24 protein-coding genes are annotated in these 25,600 nt (G+C 35.9%); 5 read left to right on the top strand and 19 right to left on the bottom strand.

Annotated elements, in window-relative coordinates:
* Window positions 1-2 precede the first annotated feature (2 nt).
* The 7 genes from APRE_RS00475 to APRE_RS00450 form a co-directional block, all read right to left on the bottom strand.
* Window positions 3-1,421 (bottom strand): aspartate ammonia-lyase, encoded by a 1,419-nt coding sequence (locus APRE_RS00475; RefSeq protein ID WP_012803564.1) that lies wholly within the window; start codon window positions 1,419-1,421, stop codon window positions 3-5.
* 236 nt (window positions 1,422-1,657) lie between these two features.
* Entirely contained in the window at window positions 1,658-3,421 is a 1,764-nt protein-coding gene (locus APRE_RS00470) for a C39 family peptidase (protein ID WP_012803563.1), read from the bottom strand.
* Window positions 3,422-3,560: 139 nt separating this feature from the next.
* Window positions 3,561-4,256, bottom strand: coding sequence for a TlpA family protein disulfide reductase (locus APRE_RS00465; protein WP_012803562.1), 696 nt, complete (start codon window positions 4,254-4,256; stop codon window positions 3,561-3,563).
* Window positions 4,246-5,103, bottom strand: coding sequence for a 4Fe-4S binding protein (locus APRE_RS00460; RefSeq protein ID WP_012803561.1), 858 nt, complete (start codon window positions 5,101-5,103; stop codon window positions 4,246-4,248). The genes APRE_RS00465 and APRE_RS00460 overlap by 11 nt, the downstream gene beginning before the upstream one ends.
* On the bottom strand, window positions 5,096-5,242 hold the full coding sequence (locus APRE_RS09690) for a CD1871A family CXXC motif-containing protein (RefSeq protein ID WP_012803560.1): 147 nt from the start codon (window positions 5,240-5,242) through the stop codon (window positions 5,096-5,098). The genes APRE_RS00460 and APRE_RS09690 overlap by 8 nt, the downstream gene beginning before the upstream one ends.
* A 46-nt stretch (window positions 5,243-5,288) precedes the next feature.
* The gene (locus tag APRE_RS00455; RefSeq protein WP_012803559.1) at window positions 5,289-6,398 is read right to left on the bottom strand and encodes a sensor histidine kinase; all 1,110 of its coding nucleotides are present in this window, start codon (window positions 6,396-6,398) and stop codon (window positions 5,289-5,291) included.
* Window positions 6,388-7,059, bottom strand: coding sequence for a response regulator transcription factor (locus APRE_RS00450; RefSeq protein ID WP_012803558.1), 672 nt, complete (start codon window positions 7,057-7,059; stop codon window positions 6,388-6,390). Before APRE_RS00450 ends, APRE_RS00455 begins: the two co-directional genes overlap by 11 nt.
* A gap of 156 nt (window positions 7,060-7,215) precedes the next feature.
* Here APRE_RS00450 and APRE_RS00445 point away from each other — a divergent pair, with 156 nt between their 5' ends.
* The 3 genes from APRE_RS00445 (at window position 7,216) to nagE (ending at window position 10,099) form a co-directional block, all read left to right on the top strand.
* A complete protein-coding gene (locus tag APRE_RS00445) occupies window positions 7,216-7,542 on the top strand; it encodes a hypothetical protein (protein ID WP_012803557.1) in 327 nt (108 codons plus the stop codon).
* Window positions 7,543-7,677: 135 nt separating this feature from the next.
* On the top strand, window positions 7,678-8,304 hold the full coding sequence (locus APRE_RS00440) for a PepSY domain-containing protein (protein WP_012803556.1): 627 nt from the start codon (window positions 7,678-7,680) through the stop codon (window positions 8,302-8,304).
* 280 nt (window positions 8,305-8,584) lie between these two features.
* Window positions 8,585-10,099, top strand: coding sequence for an N-acetylglucosamine-specific PTS transporter subunit IIBC (gene nagE / locus APRE_RS00435; protein WP_012803555.1), 1,515 nt, complete (start codon window positions 8,585-8,587; stop codon window positions 10,097-10,099).
* A 362-nt stretch (window positions 10,100-10,461) separates the two neighbouring features.
* Here the strand turns inward: nagE and APRE_RS00430 are convergent, their stop codons facing one another.
* Together APRE_RS00430 and APRE_RS09435 are read right to left on the bottom strand one after the other, a co-directional pair.
* Window positions 10,462-11,706 (bottom strand): FprA family A-type flavoprotein, encoded by a 1,245-nt coding sequence (locus tag APRE_RS00430; protein ID WP_012803554.1) that lies wholly within the window; start codon window positions 11,704-11,706, stop codon window positions 10,462-10,464.
* Window positions 11,707-11,718: 12 nt separating this feature from the next.
* Window positions 11,719-13,647, bottom strand: coding sequence for an acyl-CoA dehydrogenase family protein (locus APRE_RS09435; protein ID WP_012803553.1), 1,929 nt, complete (start codon window positions 13,645-13,647; stop codon window positions 11,719-11,721).
* Window positions 13,648-13,941: 294 nt separating this feature from the next.
* Here APRE_RS09435 and APRE_RS00420 point away from each other — a divergent pair, with 294 nt between their 5' ends.
* Window positions 13,942-14,628, top strand: a complete 687-nt coding sequence (locus APRE_RS00420; protein ID WP_012803552.1) for a hypothetical protein — start codon at window positions 13,942-13,944, stop codon at window positions 14,626-14,628.
* Window positions 14,629-14,673: 45 nt separating this feature from the next.
* Here the strand turns inward: APRE_RS00420 and APRE_RS00415 are convergent, their stop codons facing one another.
* The 7 genes from APRE_RS00415 to APRE_RS09995 form a co-directional block, all read right to left on the bottom strand.
* On the bottom strand, window positions 14,674-15,657 hold the full coding sequence (locus APRE_RS00415) for a tagatose 1,6-diphosphate aldolase (RefSeq protein ID WP_012803551.1): 984 nt from the start codon (window positions 15,655-15,657) through the stop codon (window positions 14,674-14,676).
* Entirely contained in the window at window positions 15,657-16,583 is a 927-nt protein-coding gene (locus tag APRE_RS00410; RefSeq protein WP_012803550.1) for a hexose kinase, read from the bottom strand. Before APRE_RS00410 ends, APRE_RS00415 begins: the two co-directional genes overlap by 1 nt.
* Window positions 16,580-17,707, bottom strand: a complete 1,128-nt coding sequence (gene nagA, locus APRE_RS00405) for an N-acetylglucosamine-6-phosphate deacetylase (protein WP_012803549.1) — start codon at window positions 17,705-17,707, stop codon at window positions 16,580-16,582. The genes APRE_RS00410 and nagA overlap by 4 nt, the downstream gene beginning before the upstream one ends.
* Window positions 17,708-17,721: 14 nt before the next feature.
* The gene (locus APRE_RS00400) at window positions 17,722-18,423 is read right to left on the bottom strand and encodes a GntR family transcriptional regulator (RefSeq protein ID WP_012803548.1); all 702 of its coding nucleotides are present in this window, start codon (window positions 18,421-18,423) and stop codon (window positions 17,722-17,724) included.
* A 5-nt stretch (window positions 18,424-18,428) separates the two neighbouring features.
* A complete protein-coding gene (locus APRE_RS00395) occupies window positions 18,429-19,562 on the bottom strand; it encodes an SIS domain-containing protein (protein ID WP_012803547.1) in 1,134 nt (377 codons plus the stop codon).
* Window positions 19,563-19,660: 98 nt separating this feature from the next.
* Window positions 19,661-19,840: an LbetaH domain-containing protein gene (locus APRE_RS09855; protein ID WP_245941887.1), complete on the bottom strand. Its 180-nt coding sequence runs from the start codon at window positions 19,838-19,840 to the stop codon at window positions 19,661-19,663.
* 307 nt (window positions 19,841-20,147) lie between these two features.
* Window positions 20,148-20,246 (bottom strand): maltose acetyltransferase domain-containing protein, encoded by a 99-nt coding sequence (locus tag APRE_RS09995; RefSeq protein WP_306485664.1) that lies wholly within the window; start codon window positions 20,244-20,246, stop codon window positions 20,148-20,150.
* 312 nt (window positions 20,247-20,558) lie between these two features.
* Here APRE_RS09995 and APRE_RS00385 point away from each other — a divergent pair, with 312 nt between their 5' ends.
* Window positions 20,559-21,308, top strand: a complete 750-nt coding sequence (locus tag APRE_RS00385) for a DeoR/GlpR family DNA-binding transcription regulator (protein ID WP_012803546.1) — start codon at window positions 20,559-20,561, stop codon at window positions 21,306-21,308.
* Window positions 21,309-21,352: 44 nt separating this feature from the next.
* Here the strand turns inward: APRE_RS00385 and APRE_RS00380 are convergent, their stop codons facing one another.
* The 3 genes from APRE_RS00380 to lacB form a co-directional block, all read right to left on the bottom strand.
* A complete protein-coding gene (locus APRE_RS00380) occupies window positions 21,353-23,572 on the bottom strand; it encodes an alpha-galactosidase (protein WP_012803545.1) in 2,220 nt (739 codons plus the stop codon).
* A 48-nt stretch (window positions 23,573-23,620) separates the two neighbouring features.
* Window positions 23,621-24,967, bottom strand: coding sequence for a melibiose:sodium transporter MelB (gene melB, locus APRE_RS00375; protein ID WP_012803544.1), 1,347 nt, complete (start codon window positions 24,965-24,967; stop codon window positions 23,621-23,623).
* A 100-nt stretch (window positions 24,968-25,067) separates the two neighbouring features.
* Window positions 25,068-25,598 carry a galactose-6-phosphate isomerase subunit LacB gene (lacB, locus tag APRE_RS00370; protein WP_012803543.1) on the bottom strand — a complete coding sequence of 177 codons (531 nt, stop codon included), beginning with the start codon at window positions 25,596-25,598 and terminating at the stop codon, window positions 25,068-25,070.
* Window positions 25,599-25,600: the final 2 nt, after the last annotated feature.

The raw sequence follows: 25,600 nt of genomic DNA, 5'->3' as shown, positions 1-25,600 counted from the left end.
ATCTAATCCTTACTTATATGATCTTCGTCCAAGATTCCTGGCTTGGTCATGTTCTCATAATCCAAAATCTTGTCTATCTCATCGCTTGTCATAATCTTATCCCTGATTAAGATCTCCCTTACAGAAACTCCGGTCCTCAAGGATTCCTTAGCTACCTTACTTGCCCTATCATATCCTATATGTGGGGCGAAAGGAGTTATAATTGCGACAGAATTTTCTACTCTCTTCTCTAGCTTTTTCTTATCAGATGTAATTCCGTCAATACAATTTGTATAGAGGGTGTGGATCGCTGCCTTTAAGGTCTTAAGTGATTCAAACAAGCTATAAAATATTATTGGCTCGAAGGCATTAAGCTCGAGCTGTCCTCCCTCGACAGCCATAGTTACAGTCATGTCATTGCCGATAACCAAAAAGGCAACCTGGTTTACAACCTCTGGTATAACTGGATTTACCTTACCTGGCATGATTGATGAACCAGCTTGTTTGGCTGGAAGATTGTAATCGCTAATTCCTGTTGTTGGTCCTGAAGATAAGAGTCTTAGATCGTTAGAAATCTTTGAAAGATTACTAGCAAGGGCCTTAAGGACTGATGAAGTAAACAAGAAACAATCGAGGTTTTGTGTTGCATCTACCAAATCTTCTGCTTGGTAAAGGTCTATGTCACAAATCTTAGCTAAGCTTGGCACGACTTCTTTTATGTAAGAGTCATCAGCATTAAGTCCAGTTCCAATAGCAGTTCCTCCCAAGTTTAGATATGAAAGTTGGCGAATGGCTGCTCCCAGTCTCTCATAATCTCTCCTGATAGCCCTAGCATAGGCCCTAAACTCTTGGCCTAAGGTTATTGGCACAGCATCTTGTAGCTGGGTCCTACCCATCTTGATATATGAATCAAACTCACAAGCCTTGTTTTCCAAAGACTTAATCAAATTATTAACTTCTTCCTTAAGCTCTTCTATATATCTTATAAGGGCAATCTTTCCTGCAGAAGGAATTACATCATTGGTAGATTGACCCTTGTTTACATGGTCGTTGGGATGGATAAACTCATAAGTTCCTATTCCCCCTCCCATAATTTCATTGGCGATATTGGCTATGACCTCATTTACATTCATATTAAAGGAAGTGCCGGCTCCCCCTTGGATCGGATCTACTACAAAATTATCCAAAAACTCTCCTGCCAAAACTTTCTCGCAGGCAGAAACTATAGCGTCCTTCTTCCTATCAGAAAGGATCCCTACCTTGTTGTTTTCAATAGCACAAGCCTTCTTAACCTCCACTATGGCCCTTACCAAAAACGGATCCATAGGTCTTCTTGTTATAGGGAAGTTGTCCAAAGCCCTCTTAGAATTAGCTCCGTAATAAGCCTCTTTGTCTATCTTAATTTCTCCTAATGAGTCACTTTCAATCCTAAAATTTTGCATAATATCCTCCTATACATCTATTATAACTCAAGAAAAGGTTTTTTTGTATAAGATTTCTGGAATTTAAGAATAAAATACAAGATAAAAGATACAATTATTAAAATAAAACCATATACAGCCTAATAAACTAAAGGTCTACTAGTTTTTTATTTTCTATACTTTATCAATCATAGTATTTCTATAGCTTAAATGATTTTTGCATCAAAAAAGACGAGCCCAGGGCCCGCCTTACATCTTTATTTTTTGATTACCCAGCCAACTGTCACTTCCGCCTTTAGTCTTTCGAAAGTGTGTTTGTCTAGGGTATTTCTTCTTGAGTAGTATGGATCATTTATTGTAAAATATCCATCCTTGTAGGAGTCTATTACCATGAAGTGACCGCCGTTTATGAAGTATCCCGGCCCTACTCTTACTACCATAGTTCCTGTCTCTAGAGCCTGGATGAAGGCTTTTTTATTTACTGGCACGTCATAAGAATTTAGTCCATACATCCTTGGAGCTTCCATGAAATATTGCCATTCAGTTCCGTCGTTTTCGTAATCATTAGCATCTATGGCTGTATTAGTTGGGTAGATATCGTTCCTATGAAGCTCTCTTGATAAGACCATGGCCATGGCAGTTGGTCCGCAGCCATATCCTGAAAATGTTCCATTCGAAAATCTTCTGTTAGCCCATCTAGGGTCTTTCTGGGTAAAGTAAGGAGTTTTCCTATTAAGATATTGAGAAAATCCTGGCTTAAAGAGTCCCCTGGTTCCCTTAACCGCTTGTCTAGTGTCGATTTTTCCGATAAATGTCGCACGACCATGGCTATCTAGCTTGTATCTATTAAAATTAATTACCTTGGTAGTATTGGTCAAGGTCTCCTTGGTTAGCTCATCAAATATATAGGTTACTCCACCAATTTTTTGTAGTCCTTCTGCAGGCTTTCCGTCTGAGAAGTAATACCTATCTCCAACCCAACCTTTGGCAAATTTTCCTGAATGCTTGCTAGCTTCGCCGTACTTATTGAAATAATACCATTGATTTCCAAACTTCTTGTACTGCCTATTGAAAATCTTACCATTTTCGTCAAAACCGTAAGTGATTCCATCGATCGTCCTAAGGCCCTTGGTGTAGGTTCCATCTTCATTGAAATATCCAAGTTTTCCCTTGGAATAGTCCCAACCTATATAGTGGGCAATTCCGTTTGCCTCAGAATATATTCTGTCAAAGCCCTTGGTATTAATCTCATTACGGGCCATGGCTCCAGTTTCCTTATCAAAGAAATACCTGTTAGGTCCCGTATCGTAAAGGCCTCTGGCAAGCTTGCCGTCATTTTGGAAGAAATAGCTCCTGCCTTCTAGGTCTATCCAGCCTGGCTTAGATTTTTCTACTAGAGTAAGCTCTCCACTAGAGTTTGCGGTAAATTTTCCTCCATCCGCTATGACTTCTCTTTCCTTTACTAGGCCCTTTTCTTTGTCGAAATAATAGGACTTACCGGAAAGATCTCTTTTACCAGAAAGTTTCTTGCCAGCTTTGTCATAAAGATAGGTGGAATTATTCTTAGCAATTAATTTATAATCTCCGCTAACTTTAATTTCATCATCAGCTTTTTTATTGTTTTTCTTAAATATTTCATCTATATCTGAAGTGTCATAATAGACTATAGGAAGGCTACTTGTGTCTCCTGTGTTAGATTTAGAATCCTTTTCTATCTCTTCGATTTCCTCTTCCTGCTCGTAAGATAGCGGATTTTCTTCCTTTATTTCTTTAAGTATCTTACGAATTTCTCCTTCATCAATCGATTTTTCTGAAGGAGTCTCTTCAACATCCTCACTCGGATTATCTTTTTCTATATTGACTTCATCTGCGTCTTCGCTAATATTATCAATAGATTCATTATAAAGACTTTCTTGATATAAATTTTCCTCTAGCTTCTCCCCTCCATCAGCAAATGAAGGACTTAAGCTTGTAAAGCTAGATAAACATATCAACAAAGCTATTATCTTCTTATTATTCATCCTCTACTCCTTTAGTATATAACTATTATATAATAAAAGGAGATTTTTAACAACAAAGTAGTAGATAAAACAAAAGACCCCGCAATTTATATGGAGAAATAAATTGTGGAGTCTGAGATATTATGATTTGTTTATGAAATTATTTTGCCATTTTGCTGCTTTCTATAGCTGCATCAATGTTCTTTTGGAGTTTTTCTTGTTGTTCTGGAATGTTTAGAGCTCCTTCTACTGGATCTCCTATTACATTACCGTTTTTGTCAACTACTATTGTTGTTGGATATACGAAGATATTTTCTAGGAAATCTTTCATTTCTCCTTCGTAGTCCACTGCAAGGTTTTTATAAGTTGGCTTTTTATCTTTCATGATTCTTTCAAAGGCTTCTTTGGTTGAATCGTCGTAGTTTACGTCTGTACACATTGATACAAAGTCAACTCCTTCTTGCTCTTTTAGTTTTTGAGAATATTCGTTTAGATCATCCATTTCTTCTACGCAAGCTGAGCAGCCTGTAAACCATAAGTTTATTACAGTCGCATCGTTTTTAGCGATGTCTTCTTTAGAATATGGATTGCCATCTTGGTCTTTGGATGTGAAGTCTGGAAGCATTTTGTTTCCAGCTTTTGAAGCATCTACTGACTCTGTTTTTTCTTTATCATCAGCCTTTACTGCTTCTTCTTTCATATCTGCATCTTTTTTGTCATCTTTTTCGTCTTTTTTGACTTCTTCTTGTTTTGTTTCTGCCATGTCTTTAGCCTTATCGTCTGCCTTTTGTGGGCTGTTGCCACAAGACGTAAGACCTAGGGCTAAAATTAGGGCAAATATTATTTTATTCTTCATTTTCTCTCCTTTGCCTAAATGAGGAAGATATGGCCTTTGTTGGACAATTCTTCTTGCAATCACCGCATCTTATACATTCTAGATGGTGATCATTTTCTCTTATATCTACATCCATCTTACAAACCCTAGCACATTTGCCGCAGTCTATGCATTTGTGCTTATCTACATTCATCTGATAGAAGGAGTATTTGTTAAATAGGGAGTAGAATGCTCCTAATGGACAAATCCATTTGCAGAAGGGTCTGTAGAATATTATAGATAGGATAATCGTTATGATCAAAATCGTAAGCTTGAGGTTAAATAAGCTTCCGAGTCCTAATCTTAGGGATGGGTTTTTGATAGCAAGTGGGATCGCACCTTCTAAGATTCCTTGAGGACAAATATACTTGCAAAATATGGGAGGAACCACTTCGTACTTATCGCCTAGTACAAGTGACATGGCAAGCATTAGTCCTATTAAAATCAGATACTTAACATAGCGCAAGGGCTTTAGTTTCTTAGTACTTAATTTTTTAGAGGGAATCTTTGCCAATAAATCTTGGAAGAATCCAAAGGGACAAAGAAATCCGCATATAAGCCTTGCAAATATTACTCCAAAAAACATCATAAATCCTATAACATAATAGGAAAATTTGTATTTTTTGGCACCCATTACAGCTTGCATAGATCCTATGGGGCAAGATCCAGCAGCTCCCGGGCAGGAGTAACAGTTAAGTCCAGGTACGCAAGCCCTTTTCGTTGAGCCTGTATAGATATTTCCTTTAAAGAAGTTGGGGATATGGATATTTGTAAGTAGAGTCGCTATGGCTTGGACTGCCATACGATTTATATTTTTTATCTTATCCAATTCCTATACACTCCAAACATAACTTAATCGCCTTTCCTAAAACCGTATCCATCTCTCCTCTCATTGCTCCATAAAATATGAAGACTATCGAGATTAGTAAAAGTACAATTCCAACATTTCTTCTTTTTTTGTATATCATATCCTTACCTCGATTATATATTAGCATAGGCCTTGTTAAATTTATGTTAAATATTTCTAAATTTTATCAAAAATATTGTTCCCTTAGGCTTATTGTCTCTTACTTCTATCCTCGCCCCCAAAGTTTCGGCTATATCTTTAGATAGAGAAAGGCCTATACCAAAGCCTTCTTTGTTTCTTGAGTCATCTACTTGATAGAAAAGATCAAATATTGCCTCCTTTTTCTCATCACTAATCCCAATTCCAGTATCGGATATTCTTATTACAGTCTCCTTATCATTTTGACTCACATTAACATCAACTAAGCCTCCCTCTTCGGTATATTTGATGGCATTTTCTACTATATTAAAGATAAGCCTTTGGATTAGGACATCATCCGAATCAATGCTTATATTAGAATAGTGATAGTCTAGGCTAATATTTTTCTTAGAGGCAAAATCATCTAGGTCAAACAAAATCTCATCTATCATATTATCAAGATTAACAGAGCTAATCTTTAATTTATTTCTCTTACTTAAAAGAAGGACCGAATCGATAAGATTTTTGAGCCTCTTAAGATTGGAATCCATTGTTTCAATAAAGTCTAGATTATTTTCGTCAGTATTCTTCTCTCTAAAAACATCGACCTGGGCCTGCATTATAGCTATGGGTGTCCTTAGCTCATGGGCCACATTTGATGAGAATTCCTTTTGCTTCTTGTAATCCTTATAAATCCTTTGGATTAAATCATCAAACTTCTTGGAAAGCTCCTTGATCTCCGTAGGCCCCTCAACCAAGACTAGATTTTCCGAGAAACTATCGGGATTTTCTATATCCACCCTTCCTATCTTCTCTTCTAGTTTGTTTAGGGGTTTTAGGGTCCTTTTGATTATAAAGACAAAGGTCAAAGATCCAATCAGAACGACTGAAGCTACAACCAAGCCGAGATACAGCCTAAAAGCACTTGTGGATTGGACCTGGGCACTATCTATAAGAAGGACTACCGACTCGTTATTTTCTGGAAAGTTTCTAGAAAAGCCCTCAAAGACCTCCTCCATTATCATAATTTGTTTCCTATTTATAAGAAAATTCGAAACGAGAACCATTAGGACAAATATAATTACAATGGAAATTATTAGCCTTGTTACTATAGAGTCGTAGGATTTCTTATTTTTCATAAATCTTATAACCCTTGCCGATAACATTTTCTATATAATTTTTTCCTGTGGCCTTCTTTATCTTTTTCCTCAAGGAAGACATATGAACTCTTACCGTATTAGAGAAGTCATCTGCATTGGAATCCCAGACGTGGTTCATAAGCTCCTCGACACTCACATACCTTTCCCTATTTAGGAAGAGATATTCGATAATACCAGTCTCCTTAGCTGTTAGAGTAAGGGGACTGCCCTCAAAGATAACTTCTCTTTTGACAGTATCAAAAGTTATCCCATCAATTGTGATATCTTTTTCTTCCATGATGGACTTTCTCCTAAGAAGAGAGCGCATCCTCGCATCAAGCTCCTTAAGATCAAAAGGCTTGGTCATATAGTCGTTGGCTCCAAAGTCAAGGCCCTTCACCCTATCGTCTATATCACTTCTTGCTGTAAGCATTATAATGTTTACTTCCTTATCAAATTGCCTTATATCTCTTAGGACCTCGAAGCCGTCCTTCTTCGGTAGATTAATATCTAGGATAATAATGTCATAATCTTCTACAAAAGCAAGGTCAAGGGCCTCTTTTCCATCCCTTGCCATATCTGTAACATAGCCTAAAAGACTTAATCCTTCATCAAGAAGTCTCAAAAGCTTTCTCTCATCTTCAACTATCAGTACTTTCATCTATTCTCCTCCTGTTAATTAAAAATTATATCACAATTAGATTAATTTCTAGTTAAGAATTATTAACTATTTTAAAAAATGTTTTACAAAAAAGGATTTGGGTATATAATTAATACGTAACAATTCATTGTTAACGAAAATAAGGGAGTGATAAAAATGAAAACAAACAAATTAGCAGCAATGTTACTAGTTGCATCATTTGCACTTGCAGGTTGTGGAAACAACGCTAACAAAGAAGCTGAACCAGCTGAAACAAAAGTTGAAGAAAAAGCAACTGACGCAAAAGAATCTGTAGACAAAAAAGCTGAAGACAAAAAAGATGCTATAGATGAAAAAGCTGAAGATGCAAAAGACGCAGTAGATGAAAAAGCTGAAGATACAAAAGACGCAGTAGACGAAAAAGCTGACGACGCTAAAGATGCTGCAAAAGACGCTGCAGAAAACGAATTAGAAAAAGATGACAACGCAGGAGAAAACAAATAGTTTTATCCTATTGAGCTGGCTTAGGTCAGCTCTTTTTTATTATAAGCCCATAAATTGATATTTTAAAATAATACTTTACATTTATTAAGATCGTGTTATAATATCTTTAGAAACAGAAACACAAAAGGAGATAATATGAACAAGAAATTTTTAGCCCTTGCCCTTTCTGCAGGAATGATTTTTGCAGCTTGTGGCAACAATACTGATACAAATACTAATAAAGCTAGCGAAAAAGCAGAAACAAAAGTAGAAGATGTCAAGGAATCTGCCAAAGATGCCAAAGATTCTGCCAAAGAAACAAAAGACGAGGTAGAAACAGCAGTAAAAACTGCAACAAGCGACATCAAAGAAGTAAAAATCGACATCGACGGTGCTGTTAACAAATTCAAAGAAACTTTCTCTGATGAGGGAATAGCTATCGAGAGTATTTCTCTAGAGCTTGAAAATGGAGAATATGAATACGAAATCGAAGGAAGAAAAGATAATAAGGAATACGGCCTAACTCTTGATGCAAATACAGCTGATATCAAGGCACAAAGCGAAGAAGACGATAATGATAACGAAAAGGCTGAGCCAATTGATTTTGCATCAATCATAAGCCCAACAGAAGCTATGGATAAGGCCCTTACAGGTCAAGAAGATGCCAAAGTTGTTGAATGGAGTCTATCAACAGATGATGGCAAGTTAAAATACGAAATCGACGTAGAAAATGGTAATGACAAGAACGTTGACGCCCTAACAGGAGAAGTTTGGGACGACTAATCTTAGTTTAAGAATTATAAAGACAATCTTTCGTAGGATTGTTCAAAGGCAAGCGAGGAAGTAAGCTTTTCAATTTAGACGACTTCCTCGCTTTTTCTATTTTAAATATTATCTTAGAGTATTTTATATTTACTAAGCTAAGTAGGCAAAAATATGCTAAGTCCAATTGTAAATCTCACATATGAAACTAAGATCTCCAAGAAATCTATCGCAAAATCTTGAAAGGCTCCTTATTAATATGTTAAAATTATTATGTAAACGTTTTTTATAGGAGGTAGTTATGAAGGAAAAACTACAAAGATTAGGGCAATCCCTAATGCAACCAGTCGCTGTAATGCCTCTTGCAGCCCTACTTTTGGGTATAGGTTATGCAATCGACCCAGACTTATGGGGCGGAGGATCACCAATAGCAGCCTTCTTAATATCTGCAGGTGGATCAATCCTCGACAATTTAGGTATTATTTTCGCAGTCGGCATAGCATTCGGTATAGCTCACGACAACCACGGAGCAAGTGCTCTAGCAGGTCTTGTATCATTTTTAACTATTATAAGATTGCTCGCTCCAAACACAGTAGCCATGCTTTCAGGCTTGGATTTAGAAGCATGGACTGCAGCTGATGAATTTAGGGCAACAGCCTTTAGTACAATGGGCAACGGCAATGTATTTGTCGGAATCTTATCAGGTATTATCGGTGGATTTGCTTACAACAAATTCTTCTCAACAAAACTCCCTGATTTCTTGGCCTTCTTCTCAGGTAGAAGACTTGTTCCAATCATGGCATCATTTATGGCCATGGTCGCTTCAGGAATTCTTTTTATCCTCTGGCCAATTATTTATGTAGGACTTGTTAATTTCGGACAAATCCTCCTAAATCTCGGTCCAGTAGGTGCAGGAATATATGCTTTCTTTAACAGACTTTTAATCCCTACAGGTCTTCACCACGCTCTTAACCAAGTATTCTGGTTTGACCTAGTTGGAATCAACGACATTCCTAACTTCTTAGGAAATGTTCAAGAATCAATAACTAAAGTCTATCACCCAGGTATGTATCAGGCAGGATTTTTCCCAATTATGATGTTTGGTCTTCCAGGAGCCGCCCTTGCTATTATCAAAAAGGCTGATAACGACAAGAAAAAGTCAACCAAGGCTATAATGATAGCAGCAGCTCTAGCATCTTTTGCAACAGGAGTTACAGAACCACTTGAATTTTCATTCATGTTCGCTGCTCCACAACTTTACCTAATCCACGCAGCTTTTACCGGCATATCTGCATTTATTGCAGCAAGTCTAAAGGCTTACGCAGGATTTGGTTTTTCTGCAGGTCTAGTAGACTTTATACTTTCACTCAAAAACCCAATGCATGCCAATATCCTAATACTTATAATTATGGGTATAGTGTATTTTGCTCTTTACTATTTTGTCTTTAGTGCTTTGATAGAAAAATGGGATATAGCTACACCAGGTAGGAAGACAGAAGATACAGGAAAAGTCAGACCAGATGATAAAAGCGCACTAGAAGAAGAAAATGAGAAAAAAATCGTTCACTCAAATTCTTATGAGAAAACAGCAGCAAAAATCCTAGAAGGTCTTGGTGGCAAGGAAAATATCGACACAACAAGCTATTGTACAACAAGACTTAGACTAACAGTCCATGACCAAGAAAAGGTAAATGACGAAAGAATAAAGGAAGCTGGAGTTGCTGGAATCATGAAACCAGGACCTAAAGCCGTCCAAGTAATCATTGGACCTCAAGTCCAAGCTGTTTACGATGAATTTATGAAATTAATTAAATAGTATATTCTCTCCGTTAATAAGCTCCTAGATCTTAATTGATCCGGGAGCTTTTGGATTGAATTTAAAGCTTAATTTGTTTTAATAATTCTTATAACAATTATTAGATTCAAGAATAATTTTCTTACAGAAAAGCAAATAATTAGAAAACTCTTATAATTTTCTGTCTTAGACTTTGAAAATTAATAAAAAGCTCAAGTCTCAAAAAACATAAGACATCTAAATTTAGAAATCCATAATCCAAATCATCCTTTGTTAAATTTTAGTTTTTTATTTTAAGATACTAACATGTTAATTCCTAAAACAAAAACCTCCCGAATCTGGGAGGTCTTCTGAGTTAAACAGCATAATATATAATACTTGATTTATTTCTTTTGTGAAGCAGCCTTTTCTTTTTCTTCTCTACGTTTCTTCATAGAGTCTTTGATTCCTTCAACTATAGCGTCCATATCGCCTTCTTTTGATGATTTAAGGCTTGATACTATATCGAGTCCTTCTGGAAGTACGTCCATTAGTCTCATTTCTTCGTCTAGGAATTTCTCCATTTTTTCTGCTGCTTGTGGAGCCCATGTACCATTTCCTATGATTGAAACAGCTCTGTTTTGTACGTTTAGAGCGGCCATATCGTTTAGGAAGTCCTTCATCTTTGGATAGATGCCTAGGTTATAGGTTACAGATGCAAGTACTAGGTTGGAGTATTTGAATGTCTCAGCTATTAGAGTAGAAACATCTGTATTTGAAACGTCTCTTAGTGAGATATCTGTAATTCCTGCTTCGCATAATTTGCTCGCAAGAGCTTGAGCTGCAAATTCTGTATTACCGTACATTGATGCATATACAATCAATACACCTTCTTTTTCAGGCTCATAGGTTGCCCAGTGAACATATTTGTCGATAATATATCCGAAATTATCTCTCCATACTAGTCCGTGAAGTGGGCAGATATATTTAAGGTCTAATCCGCCTGCTTTTTCTAGAGCTTTTTGTACGAATGTACCGTATTTACCTACGATATTTGTGTAATATCTACGTCCTTCGTCTAGGTAGTCTCTATCCCAATCTACTTCGTCAGCAAATAGTCTACCATTGTTTGCTATAAATGAACCAAAGGCGTCTGCTGAGAATAGGGCCTTATCTGTACTATCATAGCTCATTAGTACTTCTGGCCAGTGAACCATTGGAGCTTCTACAAATGTAAATTCGTGTTTACCGAAGCTAAAGGTATCGCCTTCTTTTACTTCGATGTATCTATCATCTACGTGATAACCAAATTGTCTCATAAACATAACTCCCTTTTCAGAAGAGATTATCTTCATGTTTGGATATCTTTGTAGCATAAGTTCTATAGCTGAGCAGTGGTCTGGTTCCATGTGGTGAACTATCATGTAGTCTAGGTCACGACCATCTAGAACTCTTGCTATATTCACCATATATTCTCTTGTTACAGCCCAATCTATTGAGTCGATTAGAACTGTTTTTTCGTCCATTAGTAGGTATGAGTTGTAAGAGACTCCTTGAGGAATAGGAAATATATTCTCAAATAAGGCAAGTCTTCTATCGTCCCCACCTACATAATATAAATCATCTGTTACTTTTCTAACTGTATACATTAAATCCTCCTACTACTTTCTGTCTTCTGGGAATTCTAGTTTGATGAATTCTTCTTTAGCTTCTCCAGAAACTGGACTTACCCATTCATCTGGCAATTTGTCAAATGGTGTTCCTGGTTCAACTCCTTGTGTAGGATCGCCTACTTCTGGGTCATATTCGTAACCAGATCCCAAATCCACGTAAATATCTTCTTTGGGAGCCATTTTCCTTGGTTTAGATCTTTTCATCTTCTTCATAGGTGGTGCTGGTTTCTTTTCTTCTCCATTATCAAGTTCTTTGATAAGTAGTGGAAGGATTACCATAGCATCTCCTACGATACCGTAGTCACAGTTGTTAAAGATTGGAGCGTTAGCACTGCTATTGATTGCAACGATTGTTGAAGCGTTTTTCATTCCCTTCAAGTGTTGACCTGCTCCTGATACTCCGACTCCGATATAGAGGTTACCCTTAAAGGTTTGACCACTCATTCCGATGTATCTTTCTAGTGGAATGTATTTAAGTGTTTCTGCAACTGGTCTTGATGATGAAATAGCTGCACCTGCTTGGTAAGCTAAATCTTCGATTAGTTTCATATTTTTCTTCTCACCAATACCACGTCCAGCTACAACTACTCTTTGTGCTTCTGGGATTGGTGTGTTTGGATCGATTCCAACTGTGAAGTCATATCCGTCTTTTTTAAGAGCTGCAACTAATTTTTTAACTGCTTCTTTTGGATCTCCTGTGTAGATTTCTTTCTTACGTAAGCCTGCTATTGGGCCAGCATCTTTGCCTCTGCCCCCTGCTCTTTTCATCTTTGGAGCACGACCTACAGTATTAGCACCTACTACGACTCTCATGATCTCGTTAGTTCCTTCGTAGATTTGTGTAATCTTGGCATCTCTGAAGAATCTTTCAACATCTACACCCTTGATAAATCCAGAACCACCGTAGATTTGTACAGCTTCTGTTGATATCTTCATAGCAAGGTCTGATGCAACTTGTTTAGCCATAGCAGCTTCTGCAGAATATCTTTCGTGATTTTCTTTTAATTCTGCTGCTTGATAAATCATAAGTCTTGCACCATGTAGCTGGGTTGCCATATCAGCAAGTTTAAATGTATTTGCTTGTAAGTGAGCTATTGGAAGACCGAATTGTTCACGTTCTTTAGCATAAGCTAGGGCAGATTCATAAGCGCCTTGTCCTATACCTAAAGCTTGAGATGCTATACCAATTCTACCACCATCTAGGGTAGCCATAGCGATCTTGAATCCTTGACCTTCCTTACCTAGTAGGTTTTCTTTTGGAACCTTAACATTTTCAAAGTGAAGTTCAGCTGTAGAAGATGATCTGATACCTAGCTTGTCGTAGTGATCAGAGAAGGTGAAGCCTTCGAAGTCTTTTTCTACTATGAAAGCTGAAATTCCGTGTGTTCCTATACCTGGTGTAGTAACTGCGAACACTACATATGTATCAGCTTTTGGAGCATTTGTAATAAAAATCTTTTTACCATTAAGAATGTAATTATCACCATCAAGTTCTGCTGTAGTTTCTGTTCCACCAGCGTCTGAACCTGCGTTTTCTTCTGTAAGTCCAAATCCACCGAGTTTTTCACCCTTAGCAAGTGGAGTTAGGTATTTTTTCTTTTGTTCTTCTGTACCAAAAGCAAAAATTGGCCATGAACCTAAAGATGTATGTGCTGAACAAATTACACCAACACCACCGTCTACTCTTGATAATTCTTCTACAACGATTGCATAAGAAATAACGTCTAGACCTTGACCACCGTATTCTTTAGGATAAGGTATTCCTAAGAATCCTAATTCTCCCATTTCTTTAACTATATCATCTGGGAATTCATTCTTTTGATCTAGGTCGAATGCTATTGGTTTTACTTTTTCTTCAGCAAAAGCTCTAACTTTTTTACGTAGGGCCTCATGTTGATCTGTTGTCTTAAAAAGCATAAAATCCTCCTTTTATAATTGTCATCTACTTAAATTGTAGCCTTAATAAAAAGATTTGTCAAATATATTTACCTGTCAAAATATTTATAAAATTCTTACTAATATATCTAAAATTTTTATGAAATAGTTTAATCTTAGCTAAGAAATTCTACTATATCTTAAGATAAATCGAAAGCAAATCTAGAAAGCTTTTCCTAGTCTATATATAGCCCAATTCTAATACTTTTAATCGTTTATTTTTTATAAATATACTAAAGATTCTAAATAGAGGTAAAATAGCCTAGAGGTGAAATTATGAAAAAATTAATTAAAAATATATGCATCTTACTAGCTTTATCCCTATTTATTAGCTCATGTAGTAATAAAGAAAATAAAGAAGATAAAAATAGTAAGGCAGAAATTACAGAAAAAGCTGATCAAAAATCTAAGAATGAAGAAAAAAAGGAAGAGCAAAAATCCGAGGATGAGGAAAAAATAAAGAAAGATAAAGAGGATAAAAAGGAAGAAAAAAAAGAAGCTCCTAAGGATAAGGGTTCGGAAAATAAGAAGGAGCAAGAAGAAAGTCCTTCTGAAGATAAAAAAATCCAAGAGGACTCTCCTTCAGAAAACAGAGATTTCCTAGCTAATGGCCAATACTTGACGATCCTTGACTCTGAAAGCGGTGGGAAAGCCCAGGGTACTATAGGATATTGCCAAGAAGCCTTCGCAGACGCTTCTACAAGCACTTTTACTATAAAGGGTAGCCTATCCTATAGCGAAGAAGTCGGAGCCTTAGATGACTACCAAATAATGGCAAATTCGACCTATGACTTCTCCTTTGATGAGGATACAGTCTTTCAAGCTACAAGCGGCATGGCCGAGCCTCAAATCATGACAGTAGATGAGTTTAACGCCTACCTAGAAGAATGTAAGGATACTGGTCTAGGACTTGTACTCGTCATAGAAAATGGCCTTGTCAAAAGTGCTAGTATTTCTTCTTAAAATAAAATGCAGAAAGCAAAATCTCCTTGCTTCCTGCATTATTTTTTATTCTTCTATTTTCTCAAAAACAGAGTGAGCTGTTTCTTTTAGAACTTCATTTAGGGTTTGAATGTTTTCTTTTCCTGTTGTCTCTAGCCATTTTTTGGCTTCTTCTTTATCTTTTCCAAATATTTCTACTGAATCTTTCCAAGTTGCTCTACCGCAGAGAACTCCGTTGAATTGTGAGTCTGCTTCTTTGGCAAGTTTTAATGTTTCTTGGAATAGTTCTGCAGTAATTCCGCCTGATAGGAAGATGAATGGTAGGTCAGTTGAGGCTGATTGGTCTTTGAAGTGTTTGATTGCTTCTTCTCTAGTGTAAACTGCTTCTTCCTTGCCAAGGCCTTCTACAAAGTTCATGTTAGTTGGTGTTTCAACCTTAAGAACGTCTACCTTGTATTTTGGATCAGAGAATTCTTTCATCGCAGTATTTACCTTGTGTGGTCTTACCTTTGCGTATTCAGCATTTTTTTCAGATTCCATATTTCTATCGTAAGTGATGATTTCCAAGAAGTGTGGAAGTCCTAAGCCTTCGCATTCGTATCCTACTCTTTCTACCCAAGCTCTTTTGATGTCATTTGTTTCTTCTTCATCATCACAGTCGTAGTAGAGAAGGGTTTTTATAGCGTTAGCTCCCATTTCTTTTGCCCTAAGTACGCTCATGAAGTTGATAAGTCTTGGAAGTCTTCCTTCATCGTATTCATCATAACCTGTTTGTTCATAGCTTAGGATGAGTCCAGTTCCTTCTGCCTTAGCTGCAATTCCCTTTTCGCCATAGATTGGGTCAAGTAGGATTGATGAGGCAAATGGTGTTAGTTCTTTTGAAACTAATTCCTTGTAGGCTCCGATTCCTTCGACATTGTTAAGATCAGGGTTAGCCGCTCCCATCATTTTTTCCATTGATCCTCTTTGGTCTATGGCAAGGGCTGCTATAGCTCCGTCTTCATTTACTAATTTTTTGAGATTTTCTAGTTTTTCTTGTGAAATTTTCATTATACTTCCTCCACTTTTATTTCTTCGAAATATTTGTCAAACTTTTCTATTTCTATATGGGCGATTTCCTCTGTGAGAACATTTAATAGACCGCAAGTCATTGAAGTCTTTATTATTTCTTCGTCAGATTTTCCTTCATCTATTGCAAAAAGCGCCCCTGCAAGGGATGAATCACCGCTTCCTACTGGATTTACGGCTTCTACTTTTGGAACCTTGGCATTGTAGATTTTATCTTTAATCTTAACCATAGCCCCGTCTTTTCCCATAGATACTATTATATATGGTATATCCTTAAAAGGCTCTTCCTCTAGGATTTCCTTCAAGTCCTTCTTTTCTATTTTTCTACCTAGTACGTCAGCTATTTCTGTTTCGTTAGGCTTTATGAGATCTGGTTTTTCTTCTGCATTGATCATATCTTTAAGGGTCTTGCCAGAAGTGTCTACTGAGACGAATTTATTATGCTTTTTGGCATATTTTATTATCTCTTTGTAGAAATCACTTGTAAGCCCCTTTGGAAGGGAACCTGATATATTGATTATATGGCAGCCCTCGCTTATTTGATCAAGCTTATTTAGGAATTCTTCTTCCTCTTCTTTTTCTATAGTTGGGCCTGCCTCCAGGATTTCGGTTTGTTTTCCTTCATGAAGGATGGCTATACAATTTCTCGTATCCCCCTTAATCTTAACAAATCTCGCCTCTTGGCCCCTATCTTCTAGGCCTTCTTCTATAAATTCTCCAAGCTTACCCCCTGCAAATCCTGAATGTACAGGCTTACTTCCCAATTCTTTTAGGACATAACCAACATGGATTCCCTTACCACCAGCATGTTTTTCTATATCGCTAGTTCTTGTTACATCGTCGATATTGAACTTTTCTAGTTGGTAAGATATATCTACAGAAGGGTTTGCTGTTATCGTTAGTATCATCCAAATACCCTTTCTCCATTTAGGAAGGTTGCAAGTAGGTCTAAGTTCTCATCAAGGACTATGAAGTCTGCGTCATAGCCTTCGTGAATCTTTCCGCATACATCATCGATTCCGACAGATTTGGCAGGAATGAGGCTTGCCATTTGTATGGCCTCAAAAACATCTGCAATCTCCCATTCTACAACATTTTTGACAGCTTCTTTGAGTTTTAGGATAGATCCCGCAAGGTTTCCACTGTCTTTTAATCTTGCTGTTCCATCTTTTACTATTACAGGATAGTCTCCTAACTTGTAATCTCCTTCAGGCATGCCACCTGCTGACATACAATCTGTAATAAGAGCTATCCTATCTCTTCCCTTTACGTCCATCAAAATCTCTGCTGCGGCAGGATTTACGTGATGACCGTCACATATTAATTCTCCTATAGAATCAGTCTTCATAGCAGCTCCCACCATGCCAGGATTTCTGTGATGGAGGCCACTCATGCCATTATATACATGGACAAAAATATTAGCTCCAGCATCCACTGCTTCTACTGCCTTTTCAAAGCTCGCATCAGAATGGCCTAGGGCAACTCTTACGCCCATAGCGTTGGCTTTTTTGATAAAGTCGATTGCCCCATCTCTTTCTGGAGCTATGGCAATTTTATTTACAAGCCCCTTAGAGAGCTCTTTCCACCTTTTTAGCTTATCTATAGATGGATCAGACATATAAGAAGGATTTTGGGCTCCCTTATACTTCTCTGTGAAGAAAGGTCCCTCGAGGAAGATTCCACGAACCTTAGCACCCTCTACATCTTCGTATTCTTCGCCAATTACTTCACAAGCCTTATCGAGCTTTTCTGTAGTATCTGTAAGGGTTGTTGGAAGAAAGCTTGTAACTCCACATTCCAAAATCCCCTTGGATATTTCATTTAGATAGCCCTTTTCACAATCCATGATGTCTTTACCGGCATAGCCATGAATGTGGGTATCTACAAGACCTGGGGCTATTATCTCTCCCAAGTATTCAAACTCTTCTGGCTTATCTTTGGAAAATGACTTCACTTTCCCATCTTCCACTTCCATATAATAATCTTCTAAAACTTTATCTTCTAGCACTATATATTTTGCTGAGTAATACATTTAATCTCCTTAGCTTATCTCGGACTATAACTCGTTTCATAGTAGAACTTGTCTCCTCTGGCGTAGGATATAGTATATTCTAGTAAATTCTCGTCAAAATCAAAACTCTTTCTTGTAATCTTTAGACTTGGAGCATCAGGTCTTTGTCCCAAAAAGCCTGCAATCTTTTTAGTCAAATTCCCAACAGAAAAGCTCTCATTTACTGTGAAAATCGCAGCATTTGACTCATCAAATATATCATAGAGGGGCTTTTTACTTACAAGCTCCCTAGAAATATTAGTAAACCTCTCATAGGGAATGTAAGTTGTCTCGTACATCATAGGCTCATCATCAGCAAGCCTAAGCCTTACAAGCTCAATGACCAAGTCCATATTCTCAAGCTTCATCTGTCCTGCCAAATCCTTGTTGGCCTTCTTGATCCTAAAGTCGATTATCTCAGACTTTGGCTTCATACCATTGGCTATGGTCCTTTGGGTGAAGGAATAGTAATTTGAAAGATTGTCCCTCAAATTATGCTTGCCTGTAACAAAACTCCCCTTGCCTTGGATTTGAACTATAAGACCACTATTGACTAGCTCTCCTATAGCATTTCTAATAGTGGTCCTACTCACATCATAGTCAATGCAAAGCTGTCTTTCAGAAGGAATCTTGTCTCCCTTTTCCATAGTGGAGATTTTCTCTGTAAGGTCTTTTACAATCTCAGAATAAAGACTCATAGGCCCTACTTATCGTACTCGTGGATAGTAACTCCCTTTACAACCCTGTTTACTGTGTGAGACTTGGAAGGATTGTCTGGATTATTTCCTACCCTTAGAGATGTTATAAGACTTATAAGTTGAGCTATCATAGCAAATAAGACACAAAGATAAGCATCTCCTAGCCCGTCCACCTTATAGACTAACTTATCGAAGTCTCCTTCAATTTCTTCGCATGAAACTCCTATGATTTTTTCGGCTATACCATCTAGACTTAACTCATCTAAAATATCCTTATCGTATTGTCTCGTATAAGGATTGGATGAAATGAAGGATACAATCAAGGTCTTATCATCCACAAAGGACTTTGGACCGTGCCTAAATCCCATGCTTGACTCGTACATGCTAGCTACCTTGCCAGCAGTAAGCTCTAGGACCTTAAGTCTTGCCTCGTTGGTAAGCTTATATAAAGGACCACTTCCCAAATAGATTATCCTATCAAAATCAAAATCGACTAGACTTTCAATATTTTCCTTATCATTAAGGATCTCTCTTCCAGCCTTTGCTAGCTTTTTGACAGCTTCTTCTTTGTCTATAGCTGACTTATCAAAAATCAAAAGACTTGTCAAAAGCATAGAAGTAAAGGAGCTTGTCATAGCAAAACCCTTGTCATTTGTACCAGCTGGTTCTATAAATACGTAAGATTTCTCATCATCATATAACCTCTCCGCAAGCTTACCATCTTCGGCACAGGTTATAGCCAGATTATAAAAATCATCAACCAAACTCTCTCCTAGCTCTACCGCAGCAAGAGACTCAGGAGAATTACCGCTTCTTGCAAAAGAAACTAGAAGAGTTTTACGATCTTTCTTGAAGTGAAGATAAGGGCAAGAAACCAAATCCGTTGTGGCAACAGACTCAAATTCAAAATCGCCATGGGCCTTTAAGTATTCCTTGGCAATATTGCCTACATACTCACTAGTACCAGCACCAGTAAAGATAACCTTAGCGCCTCTTGCCTTATCCAAAAATTCTTCTATTTCACTTTTTCTTTCTTTATAATCTTCGTAAACAAGCTCCCAAATACTAGCTTGCTGGAAAATCTCACTATAAGTATTTATAGCATCATTTTCCTTAATATAATCTAAATCTAAAAACATTTATACCTCCTGCTGGTAACTACCACTATAATTATATAAGCTGTGGCTTATTTAGTCAACCACGGAGGGTAAACATTCTAATATGGTTTATATTTATGCTACTTATTATAATTGGTTAGTTTATCATCTTCAGTAATTTTTCTGATAACTCTGCAAGGATTGCCAAATGCCAAGCTATTAACTGGTATATCTTTTGTTACAACAGACGACGAACCTATAACTGAATTTTCTCCTACACTTACTCCAGGATTTATTGTTACTCCTGCCCCTATCCACACATTGTCTCCTACATTAATTGGATAGGCGTACTCAATCCCTCATTCCTCCTATCTACATCTAGAGGATGACCTGCGGTAGTAAATACACATGAAGGCCCATAAATACATTGTCACCAAAATGTATTTTCCCTGCATCTAACAAAACCAAATTACGATTTGCATAAAAATTTTCTCCAAATGATATGTTGAATCCATAATCACAATAAAACGGTGTTTCTAATGTACATCTCGTTTTTCTTTTAATCTTTAGCTTATCAATAATTTCTAACTTCTCATCGATATCACTAAATCCTAGTTTATTAAACTCCTAGCATAAATCACTCGCAAAAATCCTCATCTCCCATAGTTCTTCATCATAATTTGCATTGTAAGTTTGAGACGAAATCATTTTTTCATACTCATTCATTCCTAACCTCCCATGTGTAATTTTAGGCCAGCGATATAGATAATATAATTGAAGCAATAATAAATTTATTCTATTCGATTAGTTATTTATTAGAAACGTTTTTAATTTTGCGCTTATGATAATAATCTCCGTTAAAATATACTAAGTTTGAAATATTCTTATCGATTATGTTTTATTATGTTTTATTATGTTCGTTTATTATCTATGGTATAATAGTATATGATTATAAACATATTGTCAACACTTATTTGTTTATTTTTGTTTTGTTTGCAATCAATAAACAAATTCAAACAACGAAATTAGAGGAAAATTATGTTAAAAGAAGAAAGACAAGATTTAATTTTAAAAGAACTTAAAAAAAATGGGATAATCAGGGTATCTGAAATAACAGACCTTCTTGATTTTACAGAGATGACCATAAGGAGAGATTTGAAAGAACTCGAAGATAAAAAACTTTTGGTAAGAATTCACGGTGGGGCCAAGTGCTTAGATGACCTCTCAGAGAAGGAATCATCACACGAAGAAAAATTAAAGATTAATCGAGATAGCAAGTTAATAATAGCTAAAAAAGTTGCTGATCTCATAGAAGATGGTGATACAGTATTTATTGGGCCTGGATCTACTTTAGAGCTAGTTGCAAATTATTTATCATTTAAGCAATGTAAAATTGTTACAAATTCATATTATCTGTTCAAAAAAATTTATAGATTAGATAATATAGAATCGATATTAGTTGGTGGAAAGGTAAGGCAAATAACTGGCGCTTTTGTTGGCAGTTTTTCAAATAGCATAGTTAAAAGTCTTCATTTCAAAAAATGTTTTATAGGTGTAAATGGGTTGAGTTTTAACAACGCTTATACTTACAATGAATTAGAAGGAGAAATACAAACTATAGCTTTGGATAATTCTATGCATAAATATTTAGTTTCAGATCATACCAAATTTGGAAAAGTTGACTTTTTCTCCTTCTATAATCTAGATGAAATTAATGCTATCATATCTGATAACAATTTAAAGGATTCAGATAAAGAAAAAATTGAAGAAACTACATTAATCCTATAATATTTAAGGCACCAACGAAATAAATTCTTGGTGCCTACTTTGTTTTATTTTGCTGTAAGTATATAAAGTCTTGAAGAATAGTCTCCTTCGGCCTTATTTATATCTTTTTGCTCTCCAGACGATCTATCAGTAGTTATCATTCCTACATTCATTAATTCATCGCCATACGCTTCATAATCATTGATTGATACTTCATACTTCTTTTCTGGATCTAATCCTTGAAGTTTTACCCTATTATATGGGCAATTTACCTTTTGTAGTGTTTTGTAATAACCTACGATAGCCTTATCTTTGTCTTCGGATACAACCATCCATACAGTCTCATTACCTTCAAACGGGCTCTTTAGTCTATAGAAAGTTCCAAACTGTAAAAGCTTCCTATTATCTTTCATAAATTTTATTTGCTCAACTATTACTTTTTTATCTTCTTCGCTCAACTTGTTTACGTCAAGTTCATATCCGAAAGTTCCAAAGCAAGCAACATTAGCCCTTGTTTCTATAGGTACATTTCTGAAAACTTGGGCATTTGGTATAGCGGATACGTGAGCGCCTATTGATGATAATGGATAAACTAGGGATGTTCCGTACTGAATTTTAAGTCTTTCTATAGCATCAGTATCATCACTTGTCCAACATTGTGGAGCATAATATAACATTCCTGGATCAAATCTTGATCCTCCACTCGAACATGATTCAAATAGTATGTCTGGGAATTCATTTATGAGCATTTCATACAATCTATACACTCCTAAAACATACTTGTGCATTACTTTACCTTGACTTTCGCTATCATGTACATTAGAATAAACTTCACTAAGAGATCTATTCATGTCCCATTTGATATAAGAGATATCTGATTCTCTAATTACCTTAGATATCATTTTATATATATAATCTATAACATCTGGATTAGAAAAATCTAAAACATGTTGATGTCTACCATGGCTTGATTTTCTATTAGGTGTTTCTAAAGTCCATTCAGGATGTTTTCTGTATAATTCTGAATCTTTATTAACCATTTCTGGCTCTATCCATAATCCAAATTTTATTCCCATTTCTGTAACTTTTTTAGATAACCCTGATATCCCATTTGGAAGTTTATCTAGATTTGGATACCAATCTCCTAATCCAGATGTATCATCATTTCTAACTCCAAACCACCCATCATCTAATACAAATAACTCAACTCCTAATTCCTTAGATTGTTTTGCCATGCTAAGTATTTTTTCTTCATCAAAATCAAAATAAGTTCCTTCCCAATTGTTTACGAGGATTGGTCTTGCTTCATCACGGAATTTTCCTCTCGCAAGTCTTGATTGATATAATTTATGGAATGTTTGGCTCATACCATTAAGACCTTTATCGCTATATACCATTACCACTTCAGGAGTTTGGAAAGATTCTCCCTTTCTTAACTTCCATGAAAAATTATGTGGATGTATACCCATGCTCACTCTTGATATATCGTATGTGTCAACTTCAACTTGAGCCAAAAAGTTACCACTATATACAAAGCTAAATCCTAGTACTTCTCCGCTATTCTCGTTACAATCGTATCTTTTTAATGCTATAAAAGGATTAAAATTAGCACTAGATATTCCTCTAAGCGAGTATATTGATTGAATTCCATGCTCTAGTTTTCTAGACTTTATATGTCTTTCCCTTGACCAAGCTCCTGTTAATTCAATCATATCATAATCTTTATCTGGCAAGTCTAAAGATAGGCTCATAGCTCTATTAAGTCTAAACTCAGTATCGCCACAATTTTCAATATAAGCATTTCTTGTTATCACAGGTCTATCTTTAAAAATTGTATAAGTTAGTATTAACTTAGCATCTATTAAATCATCGTATAAGCTTACTGATAGTGTTTCTGCTTCATCATCATGTTCAACATACGTAGCTGGTAGATCTTTTAATTCTGGCTTTCCTTTTATTATTTCATGACTTTGGTATTTGAAGTCTATGATTCGACTTCCATTCTCTTGTAATATATCTATGGCTGGATGACGCATATCTCCTGTACCGTATGATGGATATTCTTGCTTTATATATTCAAGAGAAAACTTCATATCTCCGTCAAATGTACAAACAGTCATAGGTCTTGGCTCACTTTCAAATAAGTGATCAAAGTTTTTAGAATCTTTTATAGCTTTACCGTAGTATAACTGTCCTAGCTGTTCGTTTTCCAATATTTTAAAGATATAACTCACATACTCATTCCCTAAATAAAATGTTCTAGATTTTTCATTATACTTTATCATAAAATAAACTCCTTCATTATATTTTAAATTTGATCCATACAACTATCCTTAAGATATAGCTGACATTACTTCTTTCATTTTTACAGCAGTTAACTTGTAGCGTTTCTTAAATATCAAGAAACTAATCATAACAAATACAATAGGAATTCCAATCATTATAAGTCTAATCCCATTTAAAGTTGCTACTGATTGAACTGCATTTGGTACATAACCTGTAAGGTCTAGAGCAAATCCAGTAAACAAAGCACCAATTGCTGATGCAAATTTAACTAACAATGTTTGAGTTGAAAATACAACTGACTCGTTACGTGTTCCTAATTTATATTCACCATAATCAACAACATCAGCTAGTACTACTGTAACTGTTCCTAATTGAAGTCCTGAACCTAATTTTACAAGTATTCCCGCTATAGCTGTCAAAATATAGTTTTGAGGAGCAACATATCCAATAATTAATAGTAAAATAAGCCCTATTACAGGTACACCGCTAGCCAATAAATAAACTTGTTTTTTAGATATTCTTTCAGATATTTTTGGGAAAATTAATAATCCAAACATCTCAGCTAACCCTGCAAATATAGTAAACACTGAGAATAAAGCTTTATTTCCAGCAACGTAAATAAAATAATAAGTTTGAACTCCTCCTATACATTGCATTGCAAAGTTGAATGCAAGTATTGTAGCTACAGCTACTAGTAGTTGATCATTCTGTCTAATAACTTTTAAAACTTGTCTAAAAGTTATTTTTTTACTTTTCTCATTTTTAATTTTATCAGCAGAAGTTACATTTTTAACTGTTATCCCAATAGTTACTATGAATATAATAGCAACAACCCAGGCAAACCTAGTAAATCCTATTTGTTGGTCACCTTTACCTAAGTAATCAACCATTTGCAATCCAAACCCAGCTACTAACAATCCACCTAGTGAAGCGAATATTCTTGGTATTACTGCAATTTTATCTCTTTCTTTTGGATTAGATGTTAAGTTTGGTATCATAGACCAATATGGGATATCCATAATTGTATAAGTCATGCCCCATAAAACATACATAATTGATGCAAATACGTATAAATTAGTGCCAGTTAAGCCCCAATCACTAAACATTATTATAAGAACTACTGAGTTAACTAACGTTCCTATTACTAACCAAGGTCTAAACTTACCCCACTTAGTTCTTGTATTATCAACTACCATTCCCATAGCCAAGTCATTAATAGCATCCCAAAACTTAGCAAGGAAAAATAATGTTCCAACAAATCCAGCAGATATATGTAACACGTCTGTATAATATAACATACAAAAATAAAATATAAGACAAACACACATATCTTTTCCAATAGCACCTATACCATATGAATACTTTTCTTTAGTAGATATTTTCCCTTCAGTCATATAACGTTTTCCTCTCTCTTAAAAAAACAACCCTTTCTATTAAAATGTAGCTGCTTTTATTTATTATTTTTATATTACTCAAAATATCGCGATTTGATTCCTAATCGTGATATTCTCCCCTATCCCATTTTTCTATAAATTCATCAAAGAATTTATCGTTAGACACTTGGTCTTTTTCATCTTCTTTATATTTTTCTTCTATTGCCATTAGTTTTTCTATTAGTTTCTCATTTTCTTCTGTTTTCTTGTATTCTGCATTGATAAATGAGTCTATTATTTCAAAGGCTAAGTCTCTTCCTACTATCATTCCACCAAAGGCTATTACGTTGGCGTTTAGTTCTTCTTTGGCATAGATAGCTGTTGCACAATCTCTTACTAAAGCACAACGGGTGCCGAAGGCCTTGTTTACTGCTGTTGATATGCCTACTCCTGTTCCGCAGAGTACTACTCCTAGGTCACAATCGCCTTTTGCTACTAGCTCTCCTACTTTTTTTCCAAAGATTGGGTAGTGGGTTCTTGTGTTATCGTAGCATCCTATATCTACTACTTCATGGCCTAGACTTTTTAGGTGGTCAGATACTTCCATTTTTAAACTTGTGACTATGTGGTCACATCCTAATGCTATTTTCATCC

It is taken from the genome of Anaerococcus prevotii DSM 20548, from assembly GCF_000024105.1.
In the GTDB taxonomy this organism is placed as follows: Bacteria; Bacillota; Clostridia; order Tissierellales; family Peptoniphilaceae; genus Anaerococcus; species Anaerococcus prevotii.
Note: the sequence above shows the minus strand (reverse complement) of the source record. Positions and strands in the feature narration are given on the sequence as shown.

What these genes read in the sequence shown, in the direction of transcription:
- APRE_RS00475 (WP_012803564.1), bottom strand. Translation starts at nt 1,421, where the DNA reads ATGCAAAATTTTAGGATTGAAAGTGACTCATTAGGAGAAATTAAGATA.
- APRE_RS00470 (WP_012803563.1), bottom strand. Translation starts at nt 3,421, where the DNA reads ATGAATAATAAGAAGATAATAGCTTTGTTGATATGTTTATCTAGCTTT.
- APRE_RS00465 (WP_012803562.1), bottom strand. Translation starts at nt 4,256, where the DNA reads ATGAAGAATAAAATAATATTTGCCCTAATTTTAGCCCTAGGTCTTACG.
- APRE_RS09690 (WP_012803560.1), bottom strand. Translation starts at nt 5,242, where the DNA reads ATGATATACAAAAAAAGAAGAAATGTTGGAATTGTACTTTTACTAATC.
- APRE_RS00455 (WP_012803559.1), bottom strand. Translation starts at nt 6,398, where the DNA reads ATGAAAAATAAGAAATCCTACGACTCTATAGTAACAAGGCTAATAATT.
- APRE_RS00450 (WP_012803558.1), bottom strand. Translation starts at nt 7,059, where the DNA reads ATGAAAGTACTGATAGTTGAAGATGAGAGAAAGCTTTTGAGACTTCTT.
- APRE_RS00445 (WP_012803557.1), top strand. Translation starts at nt 7,216, where the DNA reads ATGAAAACAAACAAATTAGCAGCAATGTTACTAGTTGCATCATTTGCA.
- APRE_RS00440 (WP_012803556.1), top strand. Translation starts at nt 7,678, where the DNA reads ATGAACAAGAAATTTTTAGCCCTTGCCCTTTCTGCAGGAATGATTTTT.
- nagE (WP_012803555.1), top strand. Translation starts at nt 8,585, where the DNA reads ATGAAGGAAAAACTACAAAGATTAGGGCAATCCCTAATGCAACCAGTC.
- APRE_RS00430 (WP_012803554.1), bottom strand. Translation starts at nt 11,706, where the DNA reads ATGTATACAGTTAGAAAAGTAACAGATGATTTATATTATGTAGGTGGG.
- APRE_RS09435 (WP_012803553.1), bottom strand. Translation starts at nt 13,647, where the DNA reads ATGCTTTTTAAGACAACAGATCAACATGAGGCCCTACGTAAAAAAGTT.
- APRE_RS00420 (WP_012803552.1), top strand. Translation starts at nt 13,942, where the DNA reads ATGAAAAAATTAATTAAAAATATATGCATCTTACTAGCTTTATCCCTA.
- APRE_RS00415 (WP_012803551.1), bottom strand. Translation starts at nt 15,657, where the DNA reads ATGAAAATTTCACAAGAAAAACTAGAAAATCTCAAAAAATTAGTAAAT.
- APRE_RS00410 (WP_012803550.1), bottom strand. Translation starts at nt 16,583, where the DNA reads ATGATACTAACGATAACAGCAAACCCTTCTGTAGATATATCTTACCAA.
- nagA (WP_012803549.1), bottom strand. Translation starts at nt 17,707, where the DNA reads ATGTATTACTCAGCAAAATATATAGTGCTAGAAGATAAAGTTTTAGAA.
- APRE_RS00400 (WP_012803548.1), bottom strand. Translation starts at nt 18,423, where the DNA reads ATGAGTCTTTATTCTGAGATTGTAAAAGACCTTACAGAGAAAATCTCC.
- APRE_RS00395 (WP_012803547.1), bottom strand. Translation starts at nt 19,562, where the DNA reads ATGTTTTTAGATTTAGATTATATTAAGGAAAATGATGCTATAAATACT.
- APRE_RS09995 (WP_306485664.1), bottom strand. Translation starts at nt 20,246, where the DNA reads ATGAATGAGTATGAAAAAATGATTTCGTCTCAAACTTACAATGCAAAT.
- APRE_RS00385 (WP_012803546.1), top strand. Translation starts at nt 20,559, where the DNA reads ATGTTAAAAGAAGAAAGACAAGATTTAATTTTAAAAGAACTTAAAAAA.
- APRE_RS00380 (WP_012803545.1), bottom strand. Translation starts at nt 23,572, where the DNA reads ATGATAAAGTATAATGAAAAATCTAGAACATTTTATTTAGGGAATGAG.
- melB (WP_012803544.1), bottom strand. Translation starts at nt 24,967, where the DNA reads ATGACTGAAGGGAAAATATCTACTAAAGAAAAGTATTCATATGGTATA.
- lacB (WP_012803543.1), bottom strand. Translation starts at nt 25,598, where the DNA reads ATGAAAATAGCATTAGGATGTGACCACATAGTCACAAGTTTAAAAATG.